At 35.0% G+C, this 14,356-nt stretch carries 14 protein-coding genes; 7 read left to right on the top strand and 7 right to left on the bottom strand.

Going from position 1 to position 14,356, the window contains the following annotated elements:
* Window positions 1-16: 16 nt before the first annotated feature.
* Window positions 17-1,213, bottom strand: coding sequence for an amino acid aminotransferase (locus AC5LWZ_RS02520; protein WP_294893008.1), 1,197 nt, complete (start codon window positions 1,211-1,213; stop codon window positions 17-19).
* Window positions 1,214-1,478: 265 nt separating this feature from the next.
* Window positions 1,479-1,862, bottom strand: coding sequence for a RidA family protein (locus tag AC5LWZ_RS02515; RefSeq protein WP_306244564.1), 384 nt, complete (start codon window positions 1,860-1,862; stop codon window positions 1,479-1,481).
* A gap of 146 nt (window positions 1,863-2,008) precedes the next feature.
* On the opposite strand from AC5LWZ_RS02515, the gene ffh reads away from it, so the two are divergent.
* On the top strand, window positions 2,009-3,376 hold the full coding sequence (gene ffh / locus AC5LWZ_RS02510) for a signal recognition particle protein (protein WP_065651701.1): 1,368 nt from the start codon (window positions 2,009-2,011) through the stop codon (window positions 3,374-3,376).
* A gap of 68 nt (window positions 3,377-3,444) precedes the next feature.
* On the opposite strand, the gene AC5LWZ_RS02505 is transcribed toward ffh, so the two are convergent.
* Together AC5LWZ_RS02505 and ispB are read right to left on the bottom strand one after the other, a co-directional pair.
* A complete protein-coding gene (locus tag AC5LWZ_RS02505) occupies window positions 3,445-4,317 on the bottom strand; it encodes an EamA family transporter (protein WP_493463921.1) in 873 nt (290 codons plus the stop codon).
* Window positions 4,318-4,483: 166 nt separating this feature from the next.
* Window positions 4,484-5,467 carry an octaprenyl diphosphate synthase gene (gene ispB / locus AC5LWZ_RS02500; RefSeq protein ID WP_294893010.1) on the bottom strand — a complete coding sequence of 328 codons (984 nt, stop codon included), beginning with the start codon at window positions 5,465-5,467 and terminating at the stop codon, window positions 4,484-4,486.
* A 155-nt stretch (window positions 5,468-5,622) separates the two neighbouring features.
* Between ispB and AC5LWZ_RS02495 the strand changes: the two genes are divergently transcribed.
* Window positions 5,623-6,468, top strand: a complete 846-nt coding sequence (locus tag AC5LWZ_RS02495) for a TonB family protein (protein WP_493463920.1) — start codon at window positions 5,623-5,625, stop codon at window positions 6,466-6,468.
* A 106-nt stretch (window positions 6,469-6,574) separates the two neighbouring features.
* On the opposite strand, the gene pepP is transcribed toward AC5LWZ_RS02495, so the two are convergent.
* Together pepP and AC5LWZ_RS02485 are read right to left on the bottom strand one after the other, a co-directional pair.
* Window positions 6,575-7,888, bottom strand: coding sequence for a Xaa-Pro aminopeptidase (gene pepP / locus AC5LWZ_RS02490; protein ID WP_493463919.1), 1,314 nt, complete (start codon window positions 7,886-7,888; stop codon window positions 6,575-6,577).
* Window positions 7,889-7,920: 32 nt separating this feature from the next.
* Window positions 7,921-8,463, bottom strand: coding sequence for a UPF0149 family protein (locus AC5LWZ_RS02485; RefSeq protein ID WP_086362765.1), 543 nt, complete (start codon window positions 8,461-8,463; stop codon window positions 7,921-7,923).
* Window positions 8,464-8,586: 123 nt separating this feature from the next.
* On the opposite strand from AC5LWZ_RS02485, the gene AC5LWZ_RS02480 reads away from it, so the two are divergent.
* From AC5LWZ_RS02480 to crr, 4 genes are all read left to right on the top strand, one after another.
* The gene (locus tag AC5LWZ_RS02480) at window positions 8,587-8,931 is read left to right on the top strand and encodes a hypothetical protein (RefSeq protein ID WP_034901722.1); all 345 of its coding nucleotides are present in this window, start codon (window positions 8,587-8,589) and stop codon (window positions 8,929-8,931) included.
* A gap of 142 nt (window positions 8,932-9,073) precedes the next feature.
* Window positions 9,074-9,331, top strand: a complete 258-nt coding sequence (gene ptsH / locus AC5LWZ_RS02475) for a phosphocarrier protein Hpr (RefSeq protein ID WP_034901724.1) — start codon at window positions 9,074-9,076, stop codon at window positions 9,329-9,331.
* Between the two features lie 51 nt (window positions 9,332-9,382).
* A complete protein-coding gene (ptsI, locus tag AC5LWZ_RS02470; protein WP_034901725.1) occupies window positions 9,383-11,110 on the top strand; it encodes a phosphoenolpyruvate-protein phosphotransferase PtsI in 1,728 nt (575 codons plus the stop codon).
* A 9-nt stretch (window positions 11,111-11,119) separates the two neighbouring features.
* Window positions 11,120-11,623 carry a PTS glucose transporter subunit IIA gene (crr, locus tag AC5LWZ_RS02465; RefSeq protein ID WP_065614627.1) on the top strand — a complete coding sequence of 168 codons (504 nt, stop codon included), beginning with the start codon at window positions 11,120-11,122 and terminating at the stop codon, window positions 11,621-11,623.
* A gap of 62 nt (window positions 11,624-11,685) precedes the next feature.
* On the opposite strand, the gene pgi is transcribed toward crr, so the two are convergent.
* Window positions 11,686-13,335, bottom strand: a complete 1,650-nt coding sequence (pgi, locus tag AC5LWZ_RS02460) for a glucose-6-phosphate isomerase (RefSeq protein ID WP_493463918.1) — start codon at window positions 13,333-13,335, stop codon at window positions 11,686-11,688.
* A gap of 256 nt (window positions 13,336-13,591) precedes the next feature.
* Here pgi and AC5LWZ_RS02455 point away from each other — a divergent pair, with 256 nt between their 5' ends.
* Window positions 13,592-14,341 (top strand): IclR family transcriptional regulator, encoded by a 750-nt coding sequence (locus AC5LWZ_RS02455; RefSeq protein ID WP_086362760.1) that lies wholly within the window; start codon window positions 13,592-13,594, stop codon window positions 14,339-14,341.
* Window positions 14,342-14,356: the final 15 nt, after the last annotated feature.

Here is a 14,356-nt window from a genome sequence, read left to right as displayed (position 1 = left end):
CCTCTAGTTAGTCACATTATGATTTTATTGTGGCAAATGCTTCTGCTACACGATGTATATTATGGTGATTTAATCCCGCCACACACATTCTTCCGCTGCCCACCAAATAAACGGCGAAATCATCTTTTAGCTGTGTGACTTGCTCTTTAGAAAAACCTGTATAGCTAAACATACCTCTTTGTTTAACCAAATAATCAAAATTTTGTGCCGGTGCTGCTGTTTTTAATAAATCGACTAAGGTTGAACGCATGGTTACAATACGGTTGCGCATGGTTTGAACTTCATTAAGCCATAAAGCTTTAAGTTCCGTATTATTTAATACATATGAGACCAATTGCGCTCCATACGCAGCTGGGCTGGAATAGTTACGACGAACTGTTGCTTGTAACTGACCAAATACACAATTTGCTGCTTGGCTATCATCACATAATACGGATAATCCACCTACCCGTTCTCCATACAGTGAAAAAGTTTTAGAAAAAGAATTACTGATCAAACCACATAATCCTTTCTCAGCGACTTTTTTGATTGCATAACTATCGCTTTCTATACTTTCACCAAAACCTTGATAAGCAATATCCATAAATGGGATAAGATCACGATTTTGTAAAACTTCAATTACTTTATCCCACTGCGGCTGTGTTAAATCGACACCAGTAGGATTATGACAACAAGGATGTAATAGCACGATACTTTTAGCCGGTAAGCTATTTAATGTATCAAGCATAGCGTCAAATTTTACACCACAAGTTGTTGGGTCAAAATAAGGATATTTATTTACTTTAAAGCCTGCACCACTAAAAATAGCAATATGATTTTCCCAAGTTGGATCACTCACCCATACTTGAGAATTCGGAAAATAGTGATAAAGAAAATCAGCACCAACTTTCAGGGCACCTGACCCACCTAACGTTTGAATAGTTGCAATACGTTTAGCTTGAATAGCAGGATTATCTTCACCAAAAAGCAGTGATTGGATCGCTTGGCAATAACTAGGTAAACCACTCATTGGCAAATAAAGTTGTGCGCCTTGTTGATGTTGATAAATATAATCACGGGCCGTTTTAACACATGATAACTGCGGAACCTCACTGTTTTCATCATAATAATATCCAATACTTAAATTGGTCTTATCCTGACGGCTATCATTATTAAATTCTGCGACTAATGACAAAATTGGGTCACCAGCATACGACTCTACTTTTTCAAACATTTTTCCAACCTAATTAACCAATAAATAGCAATGTATAATTGTAGATTATTGCACCAACTCAATTAGCAATCAATCACTAAATAACAGTTTAAATATAAATAATTTTAGGCGAATAAAATCGACTTTTAAACAGCCAGATACAGATAGAAAAACATCATAACTGATGACCAAAAAATAGGAAAATTTAGCAAGAAAAGCCGCGAAAAAACTTCCCTCAACTTTTTTGCTTCATTAGCACCTATTGGTGCTAATGAATTTGGCAAACTTATTTAACAGCAATAACTTCTATTTCAACTTTAGCATCTTTCGGAATTCGAGCTACTTGCACACAAGAACGAGCTGGAAAGCTTGCTTGATTTTCGGTAAAAAATTCCTCATAGACACTATTAACATCAGCAAAATCATTCATATCAGCTAAAAAAATAGTTGTTTTAACGATATTTTTAACTTGATAACCCGCCTCAGTAACAATTGCTTTAACATTAGCTAAACTTTGCTTAGCTTGTTCTTTCACGCAAGTTGGCATCTCACCCGTTGCTGGATTAATTGGGATTTGACCTGATGCAAATAACATATTACCCAAATCGACACCTTGTACATAAGGACCAATAGCTGCAGGGGCTTTATCGGTATTAACTACTTTCACCATAGATAACTTTCTCCTTTATTTATTATGACTCTCATTTCAACAGGAACACAATTTTGTGTCAAGCCATAACAAATTTATGATCATGGGACTTCTGCAAATTTTCTGATATGATAGGTGATAATTTTTTTAATTTGTTGAGAGTTAGTATGTTTGAGAATTTAACTGACCGTTTATCACAGACATTCCGCAATATTAGTGGTCGTGGACGTCTGTCTGAAGATAATATCAAAGATGCGCTGCGTGATGTCAGGATGGCATTACTTGAAGCTGATGTTGCCCTACCTGTAGTACGGGAATTTATTAACCAAGTTAAACAAAAAGCCGTCGGTTTAGACGTGAATAAAACACTAACCCCAGGCCAAGAGTTTATTAAAATCGTTCAAGCTGAACTTACTGCAGCAATGGGTGAAGTTAATAGCTCACTTAACTTAGCTACTCAGCCTCCAGCGGTAATGCTAATGGCTGGTTTACAAGGTGCAGGTAAAACAACTAGCGTTGCAAAACTAGCAAAATTCTTAAAAGAAAAACAAAAAAAGAAAGTATTAGTTGTTTCTGCCGATGTTTATCGACCCGCAGCGATAAAACAATTAGAAACACTTGCTAAAGCAATTGATGTCGAGTTCTTCCCATCAGATATCAATCAAAAACCAGTTGATATTGTTAATAAAGCAATTTCACATGCGAAATTACAATTTTTTGATGTACTGATTGTCGATACCGCTGGTCGATTGCATGTTGATAGCGACATGATGGATGAAATCAAAGCACTACATGATGCAATCAATCCAATTGAAACACTATTTGTTGTCGATGCAATGACAGGGCAAGATGCCGCCAATACAGCTAAAGCATTTAATGATGCCTTACCACTAACCGGTGTCATTTTAACTAAAGTTGATGGTGATGCTCGTGGTGGTGCAGCATTATCAATCCGCCATATCACTGGCAAACCAATTAAGTTTTTAGGGATGGGGGAAAAAACGGATGCATTAGAGCCTTTTTACCCTGACCGTATCGCTTCGCGCATTTTAGGCATGGGAGATGTTCTCTCTTTAATTGAAGAATTACAGAGTAATGTTGATCGTGAAAAAGCGGAAAAAATCGCGAAAAAGTTAAAAAAAGGCGATAAATTTGACTTTAATGATTTCCAAGATCAGCTTAAACAGATGCGTAATATGGGTGGAATGGGGGCCATGCTGGCTAAATTACCGGGTGTAGGTCAACTACCAGATCATATTAAAGCGCAAATGGATGACAAAATCACCATCAAGATGGAAGCAATAATTGGCTCTATGACATTAAAAGAGCGAGCAAATCCTGAAATCATCAAAGGATCACGCAAACGCCGTATTGCAAATGGATCCGGAACACAAGTACAAGATGTTAACAAACTACTTAAACAGTTTGAAGATATGCAAAAAATGATGAAAAAAATGAAAGGTGGTGGCATGATGAAGATGATGCGTCAAATGAAAGGCTTAATGGGCGGAGGCATGGGTTTTCCGCCTCGATAATCGTTCACTTTACTTCTCTTGCACTTAATTACTATCGCGCTCAAACACGCGATAGTAACTCAATACCCTTAATCTTCTCGATTTAGCGCTTTAATTTTACTTGGTCGATGCATAGTTAATACCGTACCAATCGAAGAAACAATAATAAACATAATAGCTAACCACTGGTAATGTGTTAACTGTTCATGTAAAACAATTAATCCTGAAAATGCCGCAAATACTGGCGACAAACTCATTAAGGTACTAAAAGTTTGGGCTGGTAAACGGGGTAATGCGACCATATCAAGACCATAAGGAATCGCTGATGCTAACAGTGAAACCATGAAAGCTAATGGCAAAATATCCAAGGAAAACATTGCGCTACCACTTTGCCATACTCCAATAGGAAAGAGTAATACTGAAGCAACAATCGATCCGAGTGCAACACTTGGTGCACCATATATTTCGCCTGCCTTACGACCAAAAAGAATATAACCAGCCCAACAGCCTCCAGCACATAAAGCAAGTAAAAGACCTATCGGATCTAAATCACTGGCTGCTTGATGAATAGGCAACAACATAACTAATCCAATTATGGCAATAGCTAACCAAATAAAATCGGTTAATCGTCGACCGGAAAACATAGCGACCATAATTGGCCCCGTCAATTCAATTGCGACAGCAATACCTAAAGGAATACGAGAGATAGCGTTATAAAAAGATAAATTCATGCATCCCATGGCAATACCATATAAAATAATATATTTAATTGCTTGTTTAGAAATCGTTTTACGCCAAGGTTTAAAGATTATGACCAATAAAATAGCGGAAAAAAATAAACGCCAAGCAGTCATTGCTTCTGGACCAAGTACTGGGAATAAATATTTAGCAAATGAAGCGCTTGATTGCACAGAAATCATCGATACAAAAATTAAAAAAACCGGCCAAGACCTTTTGAACATGATAATAACCTTATTTGAACAATGGGATTGTTATAAAAAGGGTACAACCTATTTACATAACATAATAAAATTCAACTTGAAATATTCACCATCAATGGTAAAAAACAATGTTAATTAAACAAATTGTATAACTAATGTATTTAAAATCATCAAATAAACATCACTGTCAGTTTTCCCTTTTTACTGATAACAAGGCCAGATCTTGTAGTGCTTTTTTATAAGGAGAATCTGGTAAAATTGAAATCACATTAAACGCTTTATTTGCCTCTTGCTGGGCTGTTTCTAAAGTAAATTCAAGCGATCCGCATGACTTCATCACCTCTAAAACATGATCTAATAAATGACGGCCATTTCCTTGTTCAATTGCTTGCCGGATTAAAGCCGCATCCTGTGCATTAGCATGATGCATTGCATGTAGTAGTGGTAATGTCGGTTTACCCTCATTAAGATCATCACCCAAATTTTTACCCAATTTTTGATTACTATCGGCACTATAATCTAATAAGTCATCAATAATTTGAAAAGCAGTTCCTAAATATTTTCCATATTCTTGTAAGGCAAATTCTTGTTCTGGGGTCGCTTCAGCAAGGACTGCAGCGGAATGAGATGTCGCTTCAAATAGTCTTGCTGTTTTACGATATATCACTTGTAGATACTGTTCTTTAGTAATATCTGGATCATTACAATTAAGTAGTTGTTGGACTTCACCTTCTGCGATAACATTCGTGGCCTCAGACATAATTTGTAATACTTTAAATGATTCGGTACGAACCATCATTTGAAAAGAACGAGTATAAATATAATCACCGACCAAAACACTAGCAGCATTACCAAATAATGCATTAGCTGTTGATTTGCCTCGGCGTAAATCTGACTCATCAACAACATCATCATGCAATAAGGTTGCAGTATGAATAAATTCAATAAAAGCAGCCGTTATAATATGTTTATCACCCTGATAATTCAGTGCTTTAGCAATAAGTAGCGCAATGATTGGACGAATACGTTTACCGCCACTACTAATAATGTAATTGCCTAATTGATTGATTAATACAACATCAGAGCTAAGCTCTGCTTGTATTGCCTGATTAACCTTCACTAAATCTTCTTGAACTAGATCGAGTATCTGTTTTATCGATGGATTATTCATCAGTCTAACCGCTACAAATGAGAGATATTTACTTACTATTATCTGATAAATATTTTTATGCAACAAGTTATTGATAAATCATATTTAAAAAAATGCTACAAATGATAAGCATTTTCATTTAGAATACACGCCCTAAGGGATAAATTATTACTGCTATGAAGATCAATTTTGATATAGATATCAATACAGAAAAAGAGCCACAATCACCTATTGCTAACAAGCAACAGGATAATTATATATATGTATTTGTATCTATTGCTGTGATATCACATCTACTTTTATTAGGATTATTATTTAGCTCAGCGTTGTTTGCAAATAACATCATGGTTGATGAAGGTGATGATTCAATTAAAGCCGTAATGGTTGATCTTACTCAATTAGCAGCCCCTGAACAATCATTAGTTGAAAATACACCTGATATTAAAGGCGCAGAAAACAGTGAAATCATAGATAATAAACCTATTGAAGAACAACCCGTTGAACCTGTTGTTGAGCCTGAAATCGTTAAAGAAGAAACACCTGATCCTACACCGGAAAAAGAACCCGAAAAACCTACTGTTGAACCTGATAAACCAACAATAGTAAAACCAGAACCAAAACCGAAACCAAAAAAGAAAAAACCACCAACACAAAAAGCCTCTCGGCAACAAGTTAGACAAGAAGCAATTAGTGATAATACTGCCAAAACGTCAGTAGCACCTAAAATTTCTGATAATCAGCAATATTCGGGTAATCCAACACCGATTAGCCGAAATCGCCCAGAATATCCAAGAAGAGCACTAGACATGCGCTTAGAAGGTCATGTTATTGTCATGTTTGATGTAAATAGTGAAGGACGTGTTGAAAATATTAGAATTATTGAAGCTCAACCCAATAATATTTTTAATCGTGCAGTGATCACGGCAATGAAAACATGGAAATACAAACCAATTGCTGGTAAAAATATCAAAATGAAGATTATCTTTAATCGCGATAGTTCAATTAGTTTAGGTAATAACTAAACTGACATTTATCAATCCATAACTATCATTCAATAGTATTTATTTGAAATAAAACTTAATGGCGCTAATCTTAAATTATTGATTAGCACCTTACTTGATCATAAGTTTATTGATTGATTTGCATTAATTGTTCAATTTGTTGAGGATCTTTAGGCACCGTTGCGGTTAAAACTTCATTGCCTGAATCAGTAATTAAAATATTATCCTCTATACGGATGCCAATGCCTTTATAACGTTCAGGAACATCGGCTTCTTGATTAATATAGAGCCCTGGTTCAACCGTTAACACCATGCCTGGAGCAAGGATGCGATCACGATCGCTACCGACATCATGCACATCAATACCTAACCAATGTCCTAAACCATGCATATAAAATGTCATGTAAGCTTTATTTGCAATTAACGTCTCGATATCGCCCTGCATAATGCCAAGTTTAACTAAACCTTCAACCATAATTCGAATAATTTGTTGGTTTACTATTGATATTGAAGTACCTGGTTGTAATAATTTGATTGCCGCGTATTGTGCCGTTAACACAATGTCATATATTTCACGTTGTGACTGATTAAATTTACCGTTTATAGGAAATGTACGGGTGATATCCCCAGCATAATACTGATATTCACAACCCGCATCAATTAAGACTAAATCGCCATCTTTCAATTGGTCGCTATTATTTTCATAATGCAATATACAACCATTATTTCCCCCACCAACAATAGTGTTATAAGATGGCGAACGAGCACCATACCAAGCAAATTCATGTAAAATTTCCGCTTCTAACTGATATTCATACAAACTAGGCTGACACTTTTGCATTGCGCGAATATGTGCCTTAGCACTTATTTCACAAGCTTGGCGCAATATAGCCATTTCGAAATCCGATTTAAACATACGCATTTCATGAACAATAGGTCGCCAATCAATCATTATATTTGGGACAACAAATTTGTTGCGAACACCTTGCCTTAAATTATGTAATGTTGTTTTAACTATTTCATCAGCATATTCGTATAACTGGTCAGCATGATAAATAACCTTTCTACCATTCAATAAATTTGGCAAAAGATTATTAATATCATCAAAAAGATAAGCTTCATCTACGCAAATTTTTTCTAATGCTACCTGCTGACCTAATCGATATCCGGTCCATGTTTCCGCTAAAGGATCCTTTTTACGGTTAAATAATACGTAACGAGCTTGATTATCAGACTCCTTTATCACCGCCAATAGAGCTTCTGGCTCAGCAAAAAAAGTAAAATACCAAAAATCACTATCTTGCCGATAAGGATAGTGAGTATCATTGCTTCGCGTAACCTCTGGTGAAGCAAAAAACAAAGCGATGCTATTTGGCTCCATTTGTGCCAATAATTTATTTCGTCGCGCTAAAAGTTCTGTTTTGCTATGCATATCTACCATAACTTGCACCTTAAAAATCAATGATACTAATATTAATGAATAGTTGGGGTTATATCAGATTCGTTAAATTCATCAAAACAAAGCATCGCCGTAATCCGAACGTATTCTTTAATTTCTTCAAATGCAAAGCCTAACTCTTGCTGATCTTCATTTTCATCATAACCCAATTTAACGATTTGTCTCAGGTCGTATATTGCCTCACCAACATCACCTTTAACACGATTAATTTTAGGTTGAACCAAACCAATTCCTAATAAAAAATGATTAACCCATCCGACTAAATCATCAATCTGAGTAAATAGATCTTGATCGCCGAGTAACAATTGAAATTCAAAATCTTCATCAATAAGTTGTTGTTTAGTTGAATGATATAATTTTTCAATTTCTTTGTTTAAAGGTTCAGCAATGCTTTGCCCATCATTTAACATATCCTTAGTTAAAATTTTCCAGCTTTCATCATGATTACCTCCTGCTAAAATACCTGATAAAAAACCATGTAATTCAGCCGCTGTCATGCCGATTTTATTTTGGATAAGTTGGCGATTAAGCTCATTGTAATTATTGCTATTAGTCATTAAATCCACCTTAGTCTTAAATACCGTGAAAACACACCCCTGCACTTTCACGGATTAATAGTATATAATTTATGCCTAGCTATAAATAATAAACAGGTTATTGTGCTTTATAAAGGAAATATTTTGAACATTTTTAGATTGATCGTAGCATTGCCCTCGCTATTTTTATTCTTTGTTATGTCATTAACTGCATGTAGTTCATGGGTGCCCAATAAAGGCGTGATTGTTCTTAATGTACAGAATCAAACAAATACCTCTATAACTAGCCAAGATTTACCTAAAAATTATCATTTAGGCAACAGCGAACAAGAGCTTGAAAAATTTGAATCTTTTTGCCACGAAGAGATCCGAGCTTCACAACTTGATGGTAGTGAAGAAGTTGTGTTTGAAAATATCAAACGAGGAATTCACGGGCAGGTAGAATTTAAAAAATGTCGTGATAAAATCACTCGAATTTACCGATATTAACAATAATATCGGCTAACTTGGTTGATTTATCACCATCAAAATTAGACGAATTGTTAAAGAACAGTGAAATCTTACTAGCCTTTCACGCTGTTTTTATTTATATTGTCGTCTGAAAAAACATATTTTTGGGAGTAAAATAATTATGTACAAACAAGATGTAACCATTACTGCATCGAATGGCCTTCATACTCGCCCTGCTGCGCAATTTGTAAAAGAAGCAAAAAACTTTAATGCTGAAATTACTGTCACATCAAACGGAAAAAGTGCTAGCGCTAAAAGCTTATTCAAATTACAAACATTAGGCTTAACTCAAGGCACAACGATTACTATTTCAGCCGAAGGTGAAGATGAAAAAGAAGCAGTAACTCATTTAGTAAAATTAATTCCTGAATTGGAATAATACTCCCAATTATTATTGAACGGTTTTAATATTGAATAAGGATTAAATGTTATGGTATCAGGTATACTTGTTTCCCCAGGTATCGCTTTTGCAAAAGCGCTATTATTAAAAGAAGAACCTATTGTAATTAATAATAGGCAAATTCTTGATAACAAAATTGACGCTGAAATCGAGCGCTTTAAAGAAGCGCGTCAAAAATCAAGCGAACAGCTAAATGCTATTATGGAGAGAGCAAAGACCACATTAGGTGAAGATAAAGCTGCCATTTTTGAAGGTCACATAATGCTTCTTGAAGATGAAGATCTTGAACAAGAAGTTATCTCTCGTATCCAAAGTAAACACTCAAGTGCTGATGCTGCCGTTCAATCTGTATTTGAAACGCAAGCAAAAGAGTTAGAAAACTTAGATGACGAATATTTAAAAGAACGTGCTGCAGATATCCGTGATATTGGCAAACGTCTATTGAAAAACATTCTCGGTATTGAAATTGTTGATTTAAGTGCTATTAGCCAACCATGTATCCTAGTTGCAACTGATTTAACACCATCAGAAACTGCACAATTAAATTTAGATATGGTATTAGGCTTTATCACTGATGCAGGTGGCCGTACGTCACATACCTCAATCATGGCTCGTTCATTAGAAATTCCAGCAATTGTTGGTACATCTAATGCAACACAAGCAATCAAACAAGGTGATTTTGTTATTTTAGATGCGATTAACAATGCAATCTATATTAATCCTGATCACACAACTGAAGAAAAATTAAAACAAGTTCAAGCAAAATATATTGCTGACAAAGAAGAATTAGCAAAATTAAAAGATTTACCTGCGGTAACTCTTGATGGTCACCAAGTGGAAATTTGTGCCAATATCGGTACGGTACGTGATATTGCCGGTGCGGATCGCAATGGCTATGAAGGTGTTGGCCTTTATCGTACTGAGTTCTTATTTATGGATCGTGATGCGTATCCTAATGAAGAAGAACAATTCAAAGCATATAAAGAAGTTGCCGAATCAACTAATGGCTTATCAATTATTGTTCGTACCATGGATATTGGTGGTGACAAAGATGTACCTTATATGCATTTACCAAAAGAAGAAAACCCATTCTTAGGTTGGCGTGCAATCCGTATCTGTTTAGATCGTAAAGAGATATTACATGCACAATTACGCGCAATTCTACGTGCTTCAGCCTTTGGTAAATTACGTATCATGTTCCCAATGATTATTTCAGTTGAAGAAATTCGTATCTTAAAATCTGAAATCAATATTCTTAAAGAACAATTAACCGCCGAAGGTAAAGCGTTTGATAAAGAAATTGAAATTGGTGTTATGATCGAAACACCTGCAGCAGCAGTTATTGCTCGTCACTTAGCTAAAGAAGTTGACTTCTTCAGTATTGGTACTAACGATTTAACCCAATATACACTTGCTGTTGACCGTGGTAATGAGCTTATCTCACATCTTTATAATCCGTTTTCACCATCAGTGTTAACATTAATTAAAAATGTCATTGATGCTTCTCATAAAGAAGGCAAATGGACAGGAATGTGTGGTGAACTTGCTGGTGATGAAAGAGCAACTATCCTATTATTAGGTATGGGACTTGATGAGTTTAGTATGAGTGCTGTATCAATTCCTAAAATCAAAAAATTAATTCGTAATACCAATTACGAAGAAGCGAAAAAATTTGCTGAAACTGCACTAGAAAAAGCAACCGCTAAAGAAATAACTGATTTAATTGAAAAATATACTGCTGAAAAGCAAATTTGTTAGGAGGCCATAATGGGTCTATTTGATAAAATAAAACAGTTTGTCTCTGACGATAACAAAAATAGCATTGAAATTATTGCACCTCTTAGTGGAGAGATCGTTAAAATCGAAGATGTGCCTGATGTTGTATTTGCTGAAAAAATCGTTGGTGATGGCGTTGCAATTAAACCATCTGGCAACAAAATTGTCGCACCATTAAATGGTAAAATTGGCAAAATTTTTGAAACTAATCATGCTTTTGCGATTGAGTCAGATGAAGGTATTGAACTTTTTGTTCATTTTGGTATAGATACCGTTGAACTAAAAGGTGAAGGTTTTACTCGTGTTGCTGAAGAAGGACAACAAGTTAAAATTGGCGATACTATCATTGAAATTGATCTACCTTTACTTGAAAGTAAAGCCAAATCAGTTTTAACTCCTGTTGTAATTTCAAATATGGAAACAGTAGTTGAACTAACCAAACTAACTGGTTCTGTTGAAGCAGGTAAAACGCCAATTATGCGTGTTAAAAAATAATCATCTATAAAAAAACCTTCAGTTAAAACTGAAGGTTTTTTCTATCTACTGTAAAACTTGCTCTAACGCCATTTCTTGTATTGATTGATTAAGTTGTTAGTTGAATCATCATGAGAACTCACAGGTTTATCATCGGCTAATTCAGGTAAAATACGACCTGCTAGCTGTTTACCGAGTTCAACTCCCCATTGATCAAAACTAAAGATATTAAGAATAACACCTTGCGTGAAGATTTTGTGTTCATACATAGCAACTAATGCACCTAATGCATAAGGTGTGATTTTTTTGACTAAAATAGAGTTGGTTGGCTTATTACCAGCAAAAACTTTAAAAGGAATAATAGATTTAACTTCATCAAGGCTTTTACCAGCCGCAAGGAATTCTTGTTCTACCTGTTGTTCGGTTTTACCAAAAGCTAAAGCTTCAGTTTGTGCAAAGAAATTTGAAAGTAATTTAGGATGATGATCTCCAACCGGATTATGGCTAATTGCTGGTGCAATAAAATCACAAGGAATCAGTTTAGTACCTTGATGAATCAATTGATAGAAGGCATGTTGGCCATTAGTACCAGGCTCACCCCAAATAATAGGTCCAGTAGTATAAGTCGTTTTATTACCATTACGATCAACGCTTTTACCATTTGATTCCATATTACCTTGTTGGAAATAAGCAGCAAAACGATGCATATATTGATCATAAGGTAAAATTGCTTCAGTTTCTGCGCCACAGAAGTTATTGTACCAAAGACCAATTAACGCAAGTAATGTTGGAATATTTTTCTCAACCGGCGCTGTTTGGAAGTGTTTATCCATTGCATGGCCACCTGCTAAAAACTGTTTAAAGTTTTCAAAGCCAATGGAAAGAACGATTGATAAACCAATTGCCGACCAAGACGAATAGCGACCACCAACCCAATCCCAAAATTCAAACATATTAGCAGTATCAATACCAAACTTTTCAACTTCTTTTGTATTAGTTGATAATGCAACAAAATGCAGTGCTACTGCTTTATCATCTTTAGCTGCATCAAGTAACCATTGACGGGCAGTTTGAGCATTAGTCATCGTTTCTTGAGTTGTAAAAGTTTTCGACGCAACTAAAAAGAGTGTTGTTTCTGGATTAAGATCTTTTAATGCTTCTACAATATGAGTGCCATCAACATTAGATACAAAGTGCATCGTTAAATGGTTTTTATAAGGTCGAAGCGCTTCAGTAATCATGTGAGGGCCTAAATCTGAACCACCAATGCCGATATTAACAACATCAGTGATAGCCTTGCCGGTATAACCTTTCCATTCACCGCTAATCACTTTTTTACTAAAGGACTCCATCTTAGCAAGCACTGCATTGACATCATCCATGACATTTTTGCCATCAACATAAATTGGAGTATTAGATACATTACGAAGTGCAACGTGTAACACGGCTCGATCTTCTGTGTGATTAATTTTTTCACCACTATACATCGCGTTAATTGCGCCACTTAAATCACACTCATCCACAAGCTGATAAAGAATTTCTAATGTTTCTTGTGTTAAACGGTTTTTTGAAAGATCAACCAAAAACTCATCCTCAAACGGAATACTCAGTTTTTCGACGCGCTTTGGCTCGTCTTTTAATATTTCGGCTATAGTTTTATTATGATGTTTTTGATAACTAGCTTGAAGGGATTTCCAAGAAGATGTAGAGGTTGGATCTATTGATTTTAACATAACTCATTCCTTAAATAATATAGCATTGCTACTCATAATATAACTATGCCTAACATGATGCAAGATAAGGATTTATCGATTTAAATACACTAAACAGGAAAATAATAAAAGTTATTTTCTTTTCCTTATCAAGTAACTTGAATATAATGTTAAAGATAAGACACTTAATACACTAAACCGTTCAAAAAATGTTTTTCTAAACAATTAGTATCAATAAAATAAATATATTTCTTACATTATTATATTAGGATATTTCATGCCAAATATTCAGACACTTGTACCAGCATTAGATAAAATTGTCCGTATTTGTGATTATTTAGATAATCACCGAGGGGCTACTTTTAGTCAAATATTTCAGGATCTCAATTTACCTAAAAGCAGTACATCAACACTATTAAATGCCTTAGTTATGCATGGTATTTTGCGACAAGATCAAAATAAGTATTATCTTGGGTTAAAATTACATGAATGGGGAGATAAATCCTTAGAACAGTTTGATATCACTAAAATAGCCGAACCGTTAATGATTAAACTGCGAGATAAAACTAACTTGACCTGCCATTTAGGTGTTCTTGACGGTCTTTATTCTGTTTACATTGCTAAAATTGAAAATGATCAGGCTATTGGTATTCGTACTTGGATTGGTAAAAAATTGCCTTTACATAGCTCTGGTATTGGTAAAGCATTAATAGCTTGGTTACCAGACGAAAAAATTGATCAACTTATTCCCGAAGACAAATTAATCAAATATACCGACACAACAATAACCAGCAAGAAACAGTTAAAAAAAGAGCTTGCAAAAATTAGGTCTCAAGGTTGGGCTTATGATAATCAGGAAGATGTTCAAGGTGTTCATTGTATCGCTGCACCAATCTTCAATAAAAATAACGAACCCATCGCCGCTATTAGTATTTCGGGTGTTCTTTTTCAACTACCTGTGGATAAAATTGATAAATATTCACAATTAGTACGTGATGCATGCCAAAAATTGACGGATAAGTTTTAAATAATATTGAATCAC

It is taken from the genome of Gilliamella sp. LMG 34362 (assembly GCF_984569125.1).
Note: the sequence above shows the minus strand (reverse complement) of the source record. Positions and strands in the feature narration are given on the sequence as shown.

What these genes read in the sequence shown, in the direction of transcription:
- AC5LWZ_RS02515 (WP_306244564.1), bottom strand. Translation starts at nt 1,862, where the DNA reads ATGGTGAAAGTAGTTAATACCGATAAAGCCCCTGCAGCTATTGGTCCT.
- AC5LWZ_RS02495 (WP_493463920.1), top strand. Translation starts at nt 5,623, where the DNA reads ATGAAGATCAATTTTGATATAGATATCAATACAGAAAAAGAGCCACAA.
- ispB (WP_294893010.1), bottom strand. Translation starts at nt 5,467, where the DNA reads ATGAATAATCCATCGATAAAACAGATACTCGATCTAGTTCAAGAAGAT.
- ptsH (WP_034901724.1), top strand. Translation starts at nt 9,074, where the DNA reads ATGTACAAACAAGATGTAACCATTACTGCATCGAATGGCCTTCATACT.
- crr (WP_065614627.1), top strand. Translation starts at nt 11,120, where the DNA reads ATGGGTCTATTTGATAAAATAAAACAGTTTGTCTCTGACGATAACAAA.
- ptsI (WP_034901725.1), top strand. Translation starts at nt 9,383, where the DNA reads ATGGTATCAGGTATACTTGTTTCCCCAGGTATCGCTTTTGCAAAAGCG.
- pgi (WP_493463918.1), bottom strand. Translation starts at nt 13,335, where the DNA reads ATGTTAAAATCAATAGATCCAACCTCTACATCTTCTTGGAAATCCCTT.
- AC5LWZ_RS02520 (WP_294893008.1), bottom strand. Translation starts at nt 1,213, where the DNA reads ATGTTTGAAAAAGTAGAGTCGTATGCTGGTGACCCAATTTTGTCATTA.
- AC5LWZ_RS02505 (WP_493463921.1), bottom strand. Translation starts at nt 4,317, where the DNA reads ATGTTCAAAAGGTCTTGGCCGGTTTTTTTAATTTTTGTATCGATGATT.
- pepP (WP_493463919.1), bottom strand. Translation starts at nt 7,888, where the DNA reads ATGGTAGATATGCATAGCAAAACAGAACTTTTAGCGCGACGAAATAAA.
- AC5LWZ_RS02485 (WP_086362765.1), bottom strand. Translation starts at nt 8,463, where the DNA reads ATGACTAATAGCAATAATTACAATGAGCTTAATCGCCAACTTATCCAA.
- ffh (WP_065651701.1), top strand. Translation starts at nt 2,009, where the DNA reads ATGTTTGAGAATTTAACTGACCGTTTATCACAGACATTCCGCAATATT.
- AC5LWZ_RS02455 (WP_086362760.1), top strand. Translation starts at nt 13,592, where the DNA reads ATGCCAAATATTCAGACACTTGTACCAGCATTAGATAAAATTGTCCGT.